The organism is Rhodovulum sp. PH10 (assembly GCF_000293785.1).
In the GTDB taxonomy this organism is placed as follows: domain Bacteria; phylum Pseudomonadota; class Alphaproteobacteria; order Rhizobiales; family Xanthobacteraceae; genus Rhodoplanes.
The window spans coordinates 24,954-38,724 of the sequence record NZ_AKZI01000060.1 but is presented as its reverse complement, the minus strand read 5'-3'; the positions used below and the strand labels follow the sequence as shown (position 1 = coordinate 38,724).

Annotated in this window: 13 protein-coding genes; 3 read left to right on the top strand and 10 right to left on the bottom strand. The window is 68.6% G+C overall.

Annotated elements, in window-relative coordinates; all coding sequences use genetic code 11:
• Positions 1 to 198 precede the first annotated feature (198 nt).
• Together A33M_RS11310 and A33M_RS11305 are read left to right on the top strand one after the other, a co-directional pair.
• Positions 199 to 744: a GNAT family N-acetyltransferase gene (locus A33M_RS11310; protein WP_008387086.1), complete on the top strand. Its 546-nt coding sequence runs from the start codon at positions 199 to 201 to the stop codon at positions 742 to 744.
• Positions 741 to 1,190 (top strand): Rrf2 family transcriptional regulator, encoded by a 450-nt coding sequence (locus tag A33M_RS11305; protein WP_008387084.1) that lies wholly within the window; start codon positions 741 to 743, stop codon positions 1,188 to 1,190. The genes A33M_RS11310 and A33M_RS11305 overlap by 4 nt, the downstream gene beginning before the upstream one ends.
• Positions 1,191 to 1,192: 2 nt before the next feature.
• Here A33M_RS11305 and fabG read toward each other — a convergent pair whose 3' ends face one another.
• Genes fabG through had form a run of 10 tightly spaced genes read right to left on the bottom strand, consistent with a single transcriptional unit; the run spans position 1,193 to position 10,661 of the window.
• Positions 1,193 to 1,909 carry a 3-oxoacyl-ACP reductase FabG gene (gene fabG, locus A33M_RS11300; RefSeq protein WP_008387082.1) on the bottom strand — a complete coding sequence of 239 codons (717 nt, stop codon included), beginning with the start codon at positions 1,907 to 1,909 and terminating at the stop codon, positions 1,193 to 1,195.
• An 8-nt stretch (positions 1,910 to 1,917) separates the two neighbouring features.
• Positions 1,918 to 2,430 carry a GNAT family N-acetyltransferase gene (locus tag A33M_RS11295; protein ID WP_008387080.1) on the bottom strand — a complete coding sequence of 171 codons (513 nt, stop codon included), beginning with the start codon at positions 2,428 to 2,430 and terminating at the stop codon, positions 1,918 to 1,920.
• A 27-nt stretch (positions 2,431 to 2,457) separates the two neighbouring features.
• Positions 2,458 to 2,916: a GNAT family N-acetyltransferase gene (locus A33M_RS11290; RefSeq protein ID WP_157223437.1), complete on the bottom strand. Its 459-nt coding sequence runs from the start codon at positions 2,914 to 2,916 to the stop codon at positions 2,458 to 2,460.
• Between the two features lie 21 nt (positions 2,917 to 2,937).
• Positions 2,938 to 3,780 carry a benzoyl-CoA reductase subunit D gene (gene bcrD / locus A33M_RS11285; RefSeq protein WP_008387075.1) on the bottom strand — a complete coding sequence of 281 codons (843 nt, stop codon included), beginning with the start codon at positions 3,778 to 3,780 and terminating at the stop codon, positions 2,938 to 2,940.
• A 19-nt stretch (positions 3,781 to 3,799) separates the two neighbouring features.
• On the bottom strand, positions 3,800 to 5,092 hold the full coding sequence (bcrA, locus tag A33M_RS11280; RefSeq protein WP_008387072.1) for a benzoyl-CoA reductase subunit A: 1,293 nt from the start codon (positions 5,090 to 5,092) through the stop codon (positions 3,800 to 3,802).
• 12 nt (positions 5,093 to 5,104) lie between these two features.
• Positions 5,105 to 6,388, bottom strand: coding sequence for a benzoyl-CoA reductase subunit B (bcrB, locus tag A33M_RS11275; RefSeq protein WP_008387070.1), 1,284 nt, complete (start codon positions 6,386 to 6,388; stop codon positions 5,105 to 5,107).
• Between the two features lie 4 nt (positions 6,389 to 6,392).
• Complete coding sequence (gene bcrC / locus A33M_RS11270) at positions 6,393 to 7,607, bottom strand: benzoyl-CoA reductase subunit C (protein WP_008387067.1); 1,215 nt, start codon at positions 7,605 to 7,607, stop codon at positions 6,393 to 6,395.
• Entirely contained in the window at positions 7,604 to 8,380 is a 777-nt protein-coding gene (locus A33M_RS11265) for a cyclohexa-1,5-dienecarbonyl-CoA hydratase (protein ID WP_040620235.1), read from the bottom strand. Before A33M_RS11265 ends, bcrC begins: the two co-directional genes overlap by 4 nt.
• Positions 8,377 to 9,525, bottom strand: a complete 1,149-nt coding sequence (oah, locus tag A33M_RS11260) for a 6-oxocyclohex-1-ene-1-carbonyl-CoA hydratase (protein ID WP_008387066.1) — start codon at positions 9,523 to 9,525, stop codon at positions 8,377 to 8,379. The genes A33M_RS11265 and oah overlap by 4 nt, the downstream gene beginning before the upstream one ends.
• Before the next feature lie 26 nt (positions 9,526 to 9,551).
• Positions 9,552 to 10,661, bottom strand: a complete 1,110-nt coding sequence (gene had / locus A33M_RS11255) for a 6-hydroxycyclohex-1-ene-1-carbonyl-CoA dehydrogenase (RefSeq protein ID WP_008387065.1) — start codon at positions 10,659 to 10,661, stop codon at positions 9,552 to 9,554.
• A 244-nt stretch (positions 10,662 to 10,905) separates the two neighbouring features.
• On the opposite strand from had, the gene A33M_RS11250 reads away from it, so the two are divergent.
• Positions 10,906 to 13,701, top strand: coding sequence for a bifunctional acetate--CoA ligase family protein/GNAT family N-acetyltransferase (locus A33M_RS11250; RefSeq protein ID WP_157223436.1), 2,796 nt, complete (start codon positions 10,906 to 10,908; stop codon positions 13,699 to 13,701).
• Positions 13,702 to 13,771 lie beyond the last annotated feature (70 nt).

Here is a 13,771-nt window from a genome sequence, read left to right as displayed (position 1 = left end):
AATCACGGATCCGAGCCGAGCCAAATCAAATCCGTGAATGCCGTAGCCCTGATCCGCCCGCCGGGACCGCCCGCCTCGCAGTTGAAGCAGGCGCAAAAGGGTACTAGTTTGACGGAATAGAATCCGGTTCTCCGCCGCGCGGCGCGCCGGTGCGCCGTCCTCGGACGGTCCGTCGCCGGACGGTCGTTCGACGGTCCGGTGGCCGCCCTCCCGTCGGTGGTGCTGCAGTCGCTCCCGTCCCTCGGTCGTACGCATCGGTCGTTCATGAAGCCCGCCAGGAAGGCCCCCGCCGCCGCCTCTCCCGAAGACCTCTCGATCGGCCCCGCCAGCCCCGGCGACATGCGGCAGATCATCCGCCTCGACGCGCAGACCACCGCCAACGCCAAGCCGAAATACTGGCACCGCCGCTTCGAGGCCTGCCAGGCGAACCCGAGCGAGCAGTTCTTCCTGGTCGCCAAGCGCGGCGGCGCGCTGCTCGGCTTCATCGTCGGCGAGATCCGCGCCTGGGAGTTCGGCTCGCCGCCCTGCGGCTGGGTGTTTGCGATCGCGGTCGACCCGGAGGCGCGACTCGAATCGATCGGCTCGAGCCTGTTTCAGGCGATCTGCGACCGTTTCCGCGCGGCCGGCGTGGCAAAAGTGCGCACGATGATCGCCCGCGACCACCAGCTCATCCTGTCGTTCTTCCGCAGCCAGGGGATGATGGGCGGCCCGTTCGTGGAGCTGGAGATGGAGCTCGACGAATGAGGCTGCAGCTCGCCACCCGCCACGCGCTGTTCGCCATCCTCGAGCTCGCCGCCGAGCCCGACCGGCAGATGTCGGCCTCCGACATCGCGGAAAAATACGGGCTGTCGCCGAACCATCTCGCCAAGGTCTTGCGCACCCTCGGCCGGCTCGGCATGGTCGAGGCCTCGCGCGGGGTCGGCGGCGGCTACCGCTTCTCCGGCAACGCCAAGCGGCTCAATCTGCTGGACGTGATCACGGTGTTCGAGCCGATCGGATCGAGCACGAGCGGCCGCGAGCCCGGCGACGACACTCGCGAGGGCAAGGCGCTGCGCCGCGTGCTCGACGAGATCGAGGACGGCACACGCGCCACGCTGTCGTCGATCACCATCGACACCATGTTGAAGATCGTCCGCCGCACGCCGGCCGGCGATGCCGCCGCCGCGCTCCGCAAGGTGGTCGGCGGCTGATCTCACATGTACTGGCCGGCATCCACCTGCAGCACCTGGCCGGTGACGAAGCGCGCGTGATCGGACAAGAGAAACAGCACGCCGGCGGCGATGTCGTCGACACCCGGAAGCCGCTTCAGCGCGCTTTCGTCGAGCGCCTTCTGACGAAACTCTTCCGCGAGCTTCAGCGTCATCTCGGTCAACACCATGCCCGGCGCGACCGCGTTCACCGTGACGCCCTTGGGCCCGAACTCGCGCGCCGCCGTCTTGGTCAGCGCCACCAGCCCGGCCTTGGAGGCGGCATAGTTCGCCTGCCCGAACTTTCCGCGAAGCCCGTTGATCGACACGACATTGACGATGCGCCCGTCGCCCGCCTCCACCATCTTTGGCGCGACCGCCCTGATCAGATTGAAGGCGCCGGTCAGATTGACGTCGAGCACGGCGCGCCAATCGGCATCGGTCATCTTGACGATGGAGCGGTCGCGGGTGATGCCCGCATTGTTGACCAGGAGATCGACGCGACCGATCCGCGCCACCACATCGCCGACCTCAGCCGAATCGGCGACGTTTGCCCCATGCACGCGCGCGCCCGGCACGTCGGCCGCCTCGCCGACGTCGAGCACGTGAACATCGGCGCCGCCTGCCACCAGCGCATCGACGATCGCGCGGCCGATGCCGCGCACGCCGCCCGTCACCAACGCAGTGCGCCCCGCAAATTTCCACGCGAGATCGAGAGCCATGGTCCGCGTCACCGTGCGAGCGGCTTGCGGAAGCACAGGCGCTGCGACGGCGCGAAGCCGCTGCGCTCGAAGTAGCGCAGCAGCCCGTGCGCGTTCCACGCGACGCGCGTGAAGATCGTGTCGACGCCGAGCGAGCGCAGATTGAGCAGAAGCTGGCTCGTCAGCGCGTCGGCGACGCCGCGGTGCTGAAACGCCGGCGCGACGCCGATGGTGTCGAGCACGGCGGACTGCGCGGTGCGCCCGTACTCGCCGTAGTCGACCCGCGCCATCACGAAGCCCGCGAAGATGCCATCGACCTCGGCGACCAGCGAGACGCGCACGCCGCTCTCGTTCAGCATCTCGGCGAGTTTTGCCTCGTAATAAGCGGTGCGATCGCGGCCGGTGCCGTTCAGCTTGCGGTCGATCGCGACCACCGCGGGCAAATCCGCCTCGGTCATCGACCGCACCGGAATTCTGTCGCGCGCCAGTGCCTCCGCCTCGTCACCGGAGGGATCGCTGAAATCGGGCTCGATCACGGTCATCTGTCTGGTCCTGAAATGATCACGGTTTCAGAAATCGGCCGTCGCCCGGCAGTCGCGCGCGAGCACCAGCTGCGGGGCGAGCGAGAAGCCGGTGCGCGCGAAGAAGCCGATCAGGTCGCGCTCGGTCCAATCGGCTTCCGAGCGCAGCTCGCCGACGCCGCGCGAGATCAGCTCCGCCTCGAGCGCCGCCATCAGCGCGCCGCCGAGCCCGCCACGCCGTCGCTCGCGTGCCGTGCCGATCGCATCGACCACCGCCGAGCGCGTGTCGTCGCCATATTCGCCGGCAAGGATTTGCGCCGAGACGAAGCCGACGAGCCGCCCCTCTTCGCGCGCCACCAGCCAGACGAAGCGCTCCGGATGCGCCGCGGTCGCGGAAAACCGCTTCTGATAAAATCCGCGCCGCGAGGTGCCGGTGACGCTCTGGTCGAGCGCGATCACCGCCTCGATGTCGGCCGGCTCGACCGGCCCCATGCTCGTGTCGCTCACGTCGTCTCCCCCCGCCGTCTCTCAGGCCGCCATCGTCTCGAGCGCGGCGAGCTTCTCGTGCCGATAAGCGCCCCACAGCGCCGCCCCGATCGCCCCGGCGAAGATCGCGTCCGGATGGCTCTCGGCGACCAGCGCCACCTTCTCCTGCACCAGCGCCTCGTTGAGCGCCGCCACCAGCCCGACGTCGAGCGCGAGCCCGCCGGTCATCTGCACGACGCCCTCGCTCGCGCCGATCGACTTGAGGAGCTTCGCCAGCCGCACCGCCATCGAGACGTGAATGCCCTTCAGGATGTTCGATGCGGAAATGCCGCGCGAGACCATGTTGATCACGTCGGTCTCGGCCAGCACCGCGCAGATCGACGACACCTTCTCCGGATTGTCGGCCTGTCGTGACAACGTGCCGATCTCGTCCTGAGCGATGCCCAGATAGCGCGCAATGTTCTCGAGGAACTGCCCCGAGCCCGACGCGCACTGGCTGGTCATCTTGTAGCTCGACACCTTGCCGCTGCCGTCGACTTTTATGGCCCGGCCGTTGAGCGCGCCGATGTCGAGCACCGCCCGCGCCTTCGGGTTGAGAAAAACGGCGCCGCGACCGTGCGTCGTCATCGAGTAGAAATGCCCGGTCGCGAACTTCAGCGCCTCCGCGTCGCCGGTCGAGGCGACATAGGCGACCGCCTCGCGTGCGACGCCGGTGCGCTTCAGAATCGCCTCGTGCGCCTCGCCGGCGAGCTGGAACGGATCGCGGTTGCGGATGCGCGCGACCTCCTTGTCGAGCCATTCGATCCGCTCGCCGTCCACCCGAAACAGCACCGCCTTCACGCAGCCCGAGCCGATGTCGATCCCGGCCGTGACGATCTCGCTCATGTGGTTCCTCCCCGTTCTTTCAGTTCACCACGGCCCGCACGGCGAATGTCGCGCCGCCGAGCGCGCCGGTGTAGATCGAGTCGGGATCGATGTTGATCTGCACGTCGCCGTAATTTTCCTTGATCAGCTTTCTCAGCTCGCGCACCGCCGCCTCGTTCTTGGCGACGCCGCCGGTGAATGTGAACTGATCTTTCACGCCGCCCGCCCGAGACAAAATCGACATCGCGCGGAGAATGATCGCCCGGTGGAGGCCGGCAAGAATGTCCTCGCGCTTCTCGCCGAGCGCGAGGCGGTCGCGCAGCTCCGCGCCGGCGAACACGGTGCAGGTCGAGTTGATGCGCACCTGCTTGGTGGAGGCCATGGCGAGCGGCCCGAGCTCGTGCAGCCCCATGTTCATCTCGTCGGCGATGTAGCCGAGATAACGTCCGCAGCCGGCGGCGCAGCGGTCGTTCATCTGAAAGTTCTCGACGATGCCGGAAGGGTCGACCTGGATGCCCTTGGTGTCCTGGCCGCCGATGTCGAGCACCGTGCGGGTGCCGGGATACATCATGTGCGCGCCGAGCCCGTGGCAGAGGATTTCCGAGCGGATGTGCTCCTTCGGGAACGGCAGGCGGACGCGGCCATAGCCGGTGCCGACCACGTAGGTTTCCTCGAGCGGGATCGCCAGCGCGTCGCGCACCGGCTTCTCGACCAACCCGGCATCGAGCTTCGCCTGCTCGAGCGCGCGGAGGAACTTGCCTTCCATGTCGCCGGCCGGCGGACGATTCTCCACCGTGATGATCGACTTGTCGTAGACGTTGAGAATCAGATCGAAACCGATGCCGGCGTCGCGACACACCGCCTCGCCGATCTGCATGAAGTCGGAGCCGGCGAGATCACGAAAGAAATCGGACTTTCGCCGCGCGCCCGGCGCGAACAGCGCCGCCGAGTGCTCGCGCAGCCGACGAAAGGTCTCCTCGAGCACGTCGATCACGGCGGTCTCACGACCCGCGAAACGCGGGCCCTGGACGTTGACGATGCAGGTGCGCTCGAGGTCGTCGAGCTGCTCGAGGAACTGAACACGCCGAAAATTGCGCTCGAGGTCGGCGAGAATCTCACCGACGCGTCCGGACACCTCCGGCACGCCGGCGAGCGCCCGGCGAAACAGCGTGAGGCGGGTGTCGACCAGCGCCTCCTGCTTGGAGACCGCCGCCGCGGTGTCGTAGTTCGACCGCGAGTTGGTGATGCCACGCCCGAGCACGTGGAGATTCTCGTCCATCACCACCGCCTTGGTGGTGGTGGAGCCGAGATCGATGCCGATGAAGCAGCGCATGTGTCTCTCCCCTCACGCGGCCTTGGCGGCGCCGCGCCGCTTCTGCTCGATCATCTGGAAATAACTCTCCAGCCGATTCTTCACGTTGGCGGCGGAGAAGTAGCGCGGATCGACGAGGTCGGTCTCGATGAAGGCGCCGGGCTTGCCGGTCTTGCGCTCGACCTCTTTCATGATCATCAGCTGGCCGGCCGAGAAGCTGTTGCAACTCTTGATCGAGTTGATCAAGAGCCCGTCCGCCTCGTACTCCTCGACATACTTCGCCAAAATGTCGATGCGGGTCGGCAAATTGCGGTTGGTATAACAACCGAGGCAGTAGTCGGCGAGGCTTTCGAGCGGATGGTCGGGATCGTGGCGGAAGCCGAGATCGTACATGCCGCCGACTTTCGTGTAGCTCGATGCCACGACGACCGCGCCTTCGTCGTAGAACATCTTCCAGAACTCCCGGAAATTCGTCCAGTTGGGCGGCCCCTCGACGACCAGCCGGTACTTCTGATCGTCGAAGCTGCCGCCGTCCGGCGTCACCGGCCCCTGCCCCGCATCGATGCGCGCCTGCACCTCCTTGCGCAGCGCCTCGTAATAGGCGATCGCCTCGGGCGTGCCCCGGAACGCGGTGAAGATCGGGCCGATATAATAGACGCCGCCGAAGTAGGCGTCGATCGGCGAGGGCTTTCGCTTGCCCTGCTCGAGCGTCCAGACGAGATGCTCCTCGGCCTGTGCGGAGAGGCGCAGCGCCTCGCGCAAGCGGTCGATGTCGAATTTTACGCCCGACACCTGCTCGAGCCCGGGGATCACCACCTCGCGGAGCTGACGGACGATGTAATCACGCATGTTCTTGGTGGCGTGGCCGTCGCCCTCGTACGGCACGTGCAGCATCAGCGTCGGGCACTTGTACTGCTCGCGCAACAGCTCGAACCACTTCATGAAGGTGTAGCAGCCGGTGTAGGACAGAAGCAGCACATCCGGCTCCGGGAACGGCTTGCCGTTCGGCGCGATGTTGCCCTTGCCCATCATGCCGATGTCAGCCTTCACATAGGTGCAGACGTCCTCCGAGTGGCCGCCCTTCTCGGCCTCCATGATGTAGCTGCCCGAGAGCTTGCGCATTCCGTTCTGGATGGCGTTGATCTCCGGCAGGTTGTTGACGATGCCGAAGCACATCAAAAGCTCGTTGAGATTGCCCGGCACGAAGGTGGAGGCGACCTTGCGGCCGGTCTCGTTCTTAGACGTGATCGCCTCGTAGTTCTTCGCGATCATCTCCTTCTGCAGGAGCATCGACGGTTCCTTGACGGCGTCGCTCATGTGATCAGCTCCACAGCTTGATGGAATCGGCGAAGGTGCCGGCCTGCTCGCGGATCGGCTGCATTTGACCGGAATTTTCCGCGTACTTGAAGGCGATGTGCGGGATGCCGGCCTCGCCGAGCCGGCGGCAGATCATCGGGCGATCGAGCAGCGCCGGGTCGCAGAACGACGGGGTGGCGTAGATCACGCCCTCGGCGCGCGCCTTTCTCACTTGCGCGACGTGATACTTGCCCTTGTCCTCCTCGTTCGGCACGTACTTGCAGGAGGTCTCGACCGAGTGCTTCAGATAGGCGGTCGCCAGCGCCTCCAGCGGATCGCCGTCGGTCGAGACGTCCTCGGTGATGAAGCGGTTCACCAGCGCATAGTCGTCCTCGACCACGTAGCAGCCGGCCATCTCGAGCGACTTGATCAGATTGAGCGGCGGCTGCTCGCAGAACGAGCCGTAGACGGCGACCCGCACATTGTCGCGCTTCGGCCGGTCCTCGGCCTCGGCGGCGGCGAGATAGGCGACCAGAAGGCGGTTGTGCTCCTCCACCTCCATCATCAGGCCGGCGCGCATCAGGAGATAGATCTCCGAGGTCGGCGCCTTCCACGGCGCACGCGCGCGGAACGCATAGACCTCGCGCACCAGACGGCGGTTCTCGTTGTAGAGCGCGATGGAGCGCTTCAGATCGTCGTCGGAGATCTTACGACCGGTCAGCGTCCCGAGCCCGTCGCGCAGCTCCTTCAGCTCCTCGACGTAATAACGACCACCGACCTCCGGATCGAAGTTTTGCGGCGTGTCGAAGAACTTCGACCACACGTGCGGGAACATCAGCTTCCACATCCCCGAGAGGTTGCGGATCACGTCGCACACGAACGGGAAGATCATGCCGTCGACGAAGTCGAGCCGCTTCGTCACGCCGAGCTCGACGGTCGAACGCGGGATGCGGCAGATATAGCTCTGATAATAGGCGTCGCCGTGGATCACCTCCATCTGGTCGCCGCCGCCGAACAGGCCGAGCGGCAGGCAGCCGGCGGCGTGGATCAGCTCGAGCGGCGCATAGACCGGCATGAAGCCGACCACCTTACGGCCCGGCACCGCGGCTTTCCACGCGCGGGCCGCGGAGAAGTCGAGGTCCTCGTAGAGCGACCGGCAGCGCTCGACGATTTCCGCGGTCGCGGGCATCGTCTCGGTCGGCATCGACTCGGTCGGCTTGGACGTCGTGTCGATCGTCATGGCGCTCCGGTCTCCCATTTGGCCGGCCGCTTCTCGAGGAACGCGGTGAGGCCCTCGACGGCGTCGTGGCTGGACATCAGCTCGTTGAGATAGAGTGTCTCGAGCGCCGCGGCTTTCGCACGCACTCGCTCGACGTACTCGAACCGCGCGGCCTTGACGGCGAAGCGCAGCGAGGAGGGCGACAGCGGCGCGAGCCGCTCGTCGAACCAGGCGAGCGCCGCGACCTCCGGCTCCGGCGTGATCGCGTGGACGAGACCGAGCCGGTGCGCCTCCTCCGCCCCGATCGAGCGGCCGGAGAACAGCAGCGCCTCGGCGGCGCCGCGCGGCATCCGCTCGGGCAGGATGCAGCTCGCCGGCGGCGCGAACACGCCGAGCTGAATCTCCGGCTGGCCGAACTGCGCGTCGGGCGCGGCAAAGATCAGATTGCCGGCGATCGCCACCTCCATGCCGCCGCCGAGGCACTGGCCGCGCACCGCGACCAGCACCGGGACGGGAGCGGCGACGAGCCGCAAGACCATCGCCTGAAAGCCGCGCAGCATCGCCTCGAACTGCCCCGGCATGTGCTCCTGCACGCTGGCGCCGAACGAGAAGTGCGGTCCCTCGTGATCGATCAGCACGGCGATCAGCCGGCGGTCGTCGAGATGGTCGGCGAGCGCCTGGTCGATCGCTGCGATCATCGCGGCGTCGACGATGTTGGCCTTCGGCCGCGCGAGCCGCAGGCGCAGCAGCGCGCCGTCGCGGTCGTGCCAGACCTTGAGCGGTTGCTCCGTCATCGGCCGGCCCTCGCCGCCGGCATCAGGCTCTCGGTCAGCTCGTCGGTCCAGGGCGTGCCGTCGGCGAGCGCACGGCGCAGCGCGACGAAGTCGACCTCGCGGTCGTCCTTGGTGCCCTCGTTGAAGGCACGGAAGCCGGCGCGTGCCTCGGTCATCATGTTGAGCGCCAGCCAAGCGCGGCTGTTCTCCTTGTTGGCGTTCCACGCGTCGATTTTCGGCTTTCTCAGCTCCTCGATCGTCTTGGTGAAGCAGTCCGGGAAGGTGAGCAGAATTTTTGCGCACAGCTCCTCGACCTTCTGGTCGAGCAAAGAGAGGTCGACTGTGCCCTTCTTCAAGATCTCCTTACCGGCGGAAAGCTCCTCACCGGTGCGCGGCTCACCATGGACGATGCGGCCGTACTGGTCCAGATAACGATCGGTGATCACCAAGGGGTTGGCGACGAACTCGCCGTCCACCTTCAGCGCCGGCACCACGTCGGTGATCATGCCGAGGCGGTACGCCTTGTGCGCCGACCACGGCTCGCACAGCGAGCCCGACACCATCGCCATCTCGCAGCCGACCATCACCGGCAGGAAATCGGTCGCACCGCCGATCGGCGCCGAGCCGTGCTTCGGCCCGGCCTGGCCGAAGCGGGCGAGGTCCTGCGCGACGGTGAAGTCGCAAGCCATGCCGATCTCCTGGCCGCCGCCGATCCGCATGCCGTTGACGCGGCAGATCACCGGCTTGTCGCAGCCGAGAATGGCCGAGACCATGTCGTTGAACAGCCGCATGTACTGCCGGTACTCCTGCGGATTGCCGGCATAGTATTCGGCGTACTCCTTGGTGTTGCCGCCGGTGCAGAACGCCTTGTCGCCGGCGCCGGTGAACACCACCGCGACCACGTCGCGGGCGTTCGAGGCGGCGCGGAAGGCCAGGAACACGCCCTTCACCATGTCGGTGGTGTAGGAGTTGAACTGGCCCGGATTGTTGAGCGTGATCCACGCATTGTAGAGGCCGGGCACGGTCGCACCGTCGGGCGTGCGGGCGGGGCGCTTCTCGAACAGCACGCCGGGCACGGCGGCGTGCGGAACGAGGTCGTGATCCTTCAGCGCGGTCGGCGCGCCGGCTTCGCGAAGGGTGGCGGTGGTCGCAGTGGTGGCGGACATCGGCTCTCTCTCGAAACGGTTTCCGATCACGGGATCAGGATGGCGCGGCGCGTCAGCTCGTGGGCGTGCGCGGCGGCAAAGACCTTGTTGATGTCATCGAGCGGGTGGTGCTCGACGAACGGGCCGAGCGCGATCCGCTGCTCGAGCACGAGGTCGAGCGCGCCGGGATAGAGGTCGGGCGGGCAGCCCCAATTGCCGAGCGCGCGGGCGTGGAACGCCATCAGGTTGGAGAGCCGCAGCTCGACCTTGTCCATGGTGAAGCCGACCACCGCCAGCGTGCCGCCGTGGGTGAGCAGGCTCCAGGCGGTCGTCTGGCCGGCGGCGCTGCCCGAGCACTCGAACACGACCCATTCGCGCGCCGGCAGCCCGCGCTCCTTGGCGAAGGCGGCGATCTCCTTCTTCAGCCCCTTCGGGTCGGTCTTCGTCACGTCGATCGACCTCGCGGCGCCGAAGCGAGCGACCGCCTTCAGCTTCACCGGGTCGACGTCGAGCGCCACCACGGTGGCGCCGAACGCGGCGGCGACCTGCACGCAATAGCCGCCGACCCCGCCGACGCCGATCACGATCGCCAGCGTGCCCGGGCCGACGCCCGCCTGCACCACCGCCTGATAGGGCGTGGTGACCGCATCGGCGACCACCGACACGTCGGCGAGCGTCAGGCCCGCCTCGGCGAGCCGCGTCTCGTCGACCGGGCAGAGGCCGGCCGCCGGCACCAGCACGTGGCTCGCAAAGCCGCCCTGGATGTCGTTGCCGGGCATCTTTTGGTTCGGGCAGATCGTGCCCTTGCCGCGCTTGCAGGCGTCGCAGTGGCCGCACGGGATCACCGCCGGCACGATCACCGCGCGGCCGAGCCAGCCTTCCGCCTCGGCGCCCGCGGCGATCACCCGGCCGGAAATCTCGTGGCCGAGCGCGAGCGGCAGCGGATGGTTGGTGCGCACGCCGTCGTAATAATAGCCGAGGTCGGTGTGGCAGACGCCGCAGCCGGCGACCTCGACCACCACCTCGGCGGGCGCCGGCTGGGGCAGCGCGAAAGCCTCGCGCATCAGCGGCGCGCCGACCTCCGTCATCATCCACCGGTACGGCGTCGTCGCGCCGCTGCGCCCGGCGCTGGCTCGAGTCGTGCTGTCCTTGGCCATCCCTCCCCCTCGTTTCGCCGGCCGACGTCGCGGGGGTCGACGGCGGCTCGTTTTCAATTTCGGCATAACAGTACCGAAATACGTTATGCTCGGTCAAGCCTCCGGCACGGCGATTTTTCGCGCCGCCCCTCGGGTCGCGCCGAACGCCGGCCCATCGGGCGAAATTCGCCGCCCGGCCGCCGCCGGATGCTGGACCCGCAGCCGCGAAAGCCCCTATCATCGGCCGACCGACGACGGAGCCGCCATGTCGACGCAGAACCTGTCGCATCTGTTCGCGCCGCGCTCGATCGCGGTGATCGGCGCCAGCGAAAGGCCGCGCTCGGTCGGCTTCATCGTGATGCGCAATCTGCTCGACGGGCTGTTTTCCGGGCCGATCATGCCGGTCCATCCGACCCGGCAGGCGGTCGCCGGCGTGCTCGCCTATCCGTCGATCGAGGCGCTGCCGCTCGCGCCCGATCTCGCGATCGTCTGCACCCCGGCGGCGACCGTGCCGGAGCTGATCGACGCGCTCGGCCGCAAGGGCGCGCGGGCGGCGATCGTCGCGGCGGAGGGCGTCGACCGCGACGCGATGTGTGCGGCAGCCCGGCCGTTCGGGCTGCGCATTCTCGGCGGCGCCAGCCTCGGCGTGCAGGTGCCGCGCGAGAATCTGAACGCCGGCTTCGCCCACCTGCCGGCGCGGGCGGGGCGGGTCGCGTTCGTCTCGCAGTCGGGCGCGCTGTGCGCCGCCGTGCTGGACTGGGCGCGCTCGCGCGACATCGGCTTCTCCTGCATCGTCTCGCTCGGCGACGGCGCCGAGATCGACATCGCCGACGTGATCGACCATCTCGCGGGCGACGAGGACACCAAGGCGATCCTCCTGCACATCGAGGCGATCCAGGCGCGGCGCGAGCTGATGCCGGCGGCGCGTGCCGCTGCCCGCAACAAGCCGGTGCTGCTGATCAAGGGCGGCCGCACCCGCGCCGACGGCGGGCCGATCGGCCCGTTCCTCGCAGAAGCGCTCGCCGCGCCCGACGCGGTGTTCGACGCCGCGGTGCGCCGCGCCGGCGCGCTGCGGGTGGAGACGATCGACGAGCTGTTCGGCGCGGTGGAGACGCTCGCCCGCTCCAAGCTCGTGCGCGGCGACCGCCTCGCGGTGCTGTCGAACGGCGGCGGCGCGGCGATGATGGCGATCGACGAGATCGAGGCCGCCGAGGCGGGCGAGGCGACGACGCTGTCGCCGCAAACGCTCGAAAAGCTCGCCGCCGTCCTGCCGGCCGGCACGACGCCCGGCGCGGCCCCCGGAGCAATGCCCGGCGCCGCAACGGGCAATCCGATCGATCTCGGCATCGCCGCGCCGGCGACGCTCTATGCCGCGGCGCTGAAGGTGCTGCTCGAGGCGCCCGAGGTCGACGGCGTGCTGATCATCCACGCGCCGAACCCGATCGTCGACAGCGTCGAGGTGGCGCGCGCGGTGATCGAGACGCAGCGCAAGTGCCACGGCGCGGTGCTCGCCTGCTGGATCGGCGGCGAGACGATCGGCCCGGCGCTGCGGCTGTTCGCGGAAGCCGGCCTGCCGAACTACGGCACCATCGGCGCGGCGGTGCGCGGCTTTCGCCATCTGGTCGACTATCGCCGCAACCAGGACATGCTGCTGGAGACGCCGCCGGCCGACACCGCGGAGTTCGCGCCGGCCCACGAGATCGCCGGCGAGATCGTCGCGCGCGGCCTCGCCCGCCCGGACGGCATCCTGAACGATCCCGACACCCGCGCGCTGCTCGCCGCCTACGGCATCCCGACGCTCGCCAGCACCTTTGCCGCCTCGGCCGAGGAGGCAGCAGGCGCCGCCGATCGCATCGGCTATCCGGTGGCGCTGACGGTCGCCTCGCCCGATCTGCCGCGCGAATGGGACGTCGGCGGCGTCGCGCTGAACCTCGAGGATGCGGCGGCGGTTCTCACCGCCTGCGAAGGCATCGCGGCGCGGGTGCGCAAGACCGCGCCGAAGGCGCGGATCGAAGGATTTTCCGTGCAGCGGATGGTGCTGCGGCCGCATTCGCGCCAGCTGATGATCGGCATCGCCTGCGATCCGCTGTTCGGCCCGGTGCTGGTGTTCGGCGAGGGTGGCCGCGCGGTCGAGCTGGTGCGCGACCACACCGTCGCGCTGCCGCCGCTCAACCTGCCGCTCGCGCGGCAAGTGATTGGCCGCACCCGCATCTCGCGACGGCTCGGCGCGCACGGGCTGCGGCCGGCGGCCGACGGCGACGCGATCGCCCAGGCGCTGGTGCGGCTGTCGGCGCTCCTGGTCGACCGGCCGGAGATCGTCGCGTGCGACATCAATCCATTGTTCGCCGACGAGGACGGCGTGATCGCGGTCGATGCGCGCATCCGCGTCGCGCCGCTCGACGACAGCGACCGGCGGCGTTTTTCGGTGCTGCCCTATCCGGCCGGGCTCGAGGAGGAGGCGACGCTGCACGACGGCCGCACCGTGCTGCTGCGCCCGATCCGCCCCGAGGACGAGCCGGCGCATGCCGAGCTGGTCGGCCGCATGAGCCCGCAGGATCTGCGCTATCGCTTTCACGGCTCGACCCGGAAGCTGCAGCATCATCAGCTCGCCCGCCTGACGCAGATCGACTACGACCGCGAGATGGCCTTCATCGCCACCCTGCAGGGCGGCGAGCGCCGCCCGGAAACGCTCGGCGTGGTGCGCACCTCGACCGACGCCGGCGACCGCCGCGCCGAGCTCGCGATTCTGGTGCGCAGCGACCTCAAGGGCACCGGGCTCGGCAGCATCCTGATGGACAAGATGCTCCGCTATCACCGGGTCCGCGGCACCGCCGAGATCGGCGCCCAGGTGATGGCCGAGAACGAGCCGATGCTGCGCCTCGCCCGCCGCTTCGGCTTCACCGCCCATCGCGGCGAGGAGCCCGACGTGGTGGATTGCCGCCTCGCGCTCCGCGCCCCCGGCGCCGGTGGCACCGCCACCCGCGTCGCGCCTACGGTCCCGGTCGCCGCACCCCCTGCCGGATCCGCCGAGACGGGAGGGGAGCGCGCTGCCGTGGACTGATCGCCCCCCTCCCGACCCTCTCCGGCGGAGAGGGACCTGGGTTTCCTGCGGCGGCGCTGCCCTGCGGTGC

Coding starts and splice junctions, on each gene's coding strand:
- A33M_RS11305 (WP_008387084.1), top strand. CDS start 741: ATGAGGCTGCAGCTCGCCACCCGCCACGCGCTGTTCGCCATCCTCGAG.
- fabG (WP_008387082.1), bottom strand. CDS start 1,909: ATGGCTCTCGATCTCGCGTGGAAATTTGCGGGGCGCACTGCGTTGGTG.
- A33M_RS11295 (WP_008387080.1), bottom strand. CDS start 2,430: ATGACCGTGATCGAGCCCGATTTCAGCGATCCCTCCGGTGACGAGGCG.
- bcrD (WP_008387075.1), bottom strand. CDS start 3,780: ATGAGCGAGATCGTCACGGCCGGGATCGACATCGGCTCGGGCTGCGTG.
- bcrA (WP_008387072.1), bottom strand. CDS start 5,092: ATGCGCTGCTTCATCGGCATCGATCTCGGCTCCACCACCACCAAGGCG.
- bcrB (WP_008387070.1), bottom strand. CDS start 6,388: ATGAGCGACGCCGTCAAGGAACCGTCGATGCTCCTGCAGAAGGAGATG.
- bcrC (WP_008387067.1), bottom strand. CDS start 7,607: ATGACGATCGACACGACGTCCAAGCCGACCGAGTCGATGCCGACCGAG.
- A33M_RS11265 (WP_040620235.1), bottom strand. CDS start 8,380: ATGACGGAGCAACCGCTCAAGGTCTGGCACGACCGCGACGGCGCGCTG.
- oah (WP_008387066.1), bottom strand. CDS start 9,525: ATGTCCGCCACCACTGCGACCACCGCCACCCTTCGCGAAGCCGGCGCG.
- had (WP_008387065.1), bottom strand. CDS start 10,661: ATGGCCAAGGACAGCACGACTCGAGCCAGCGCCGGGCGCAGCGGCGCG.
- A33M_RS11250 (WP_157223436.1), top strand. CDS start 10,906: ATGTCGACGCAGAACCTGTCGCATCTGTTCGCGCCGCGCTCGATCGCG.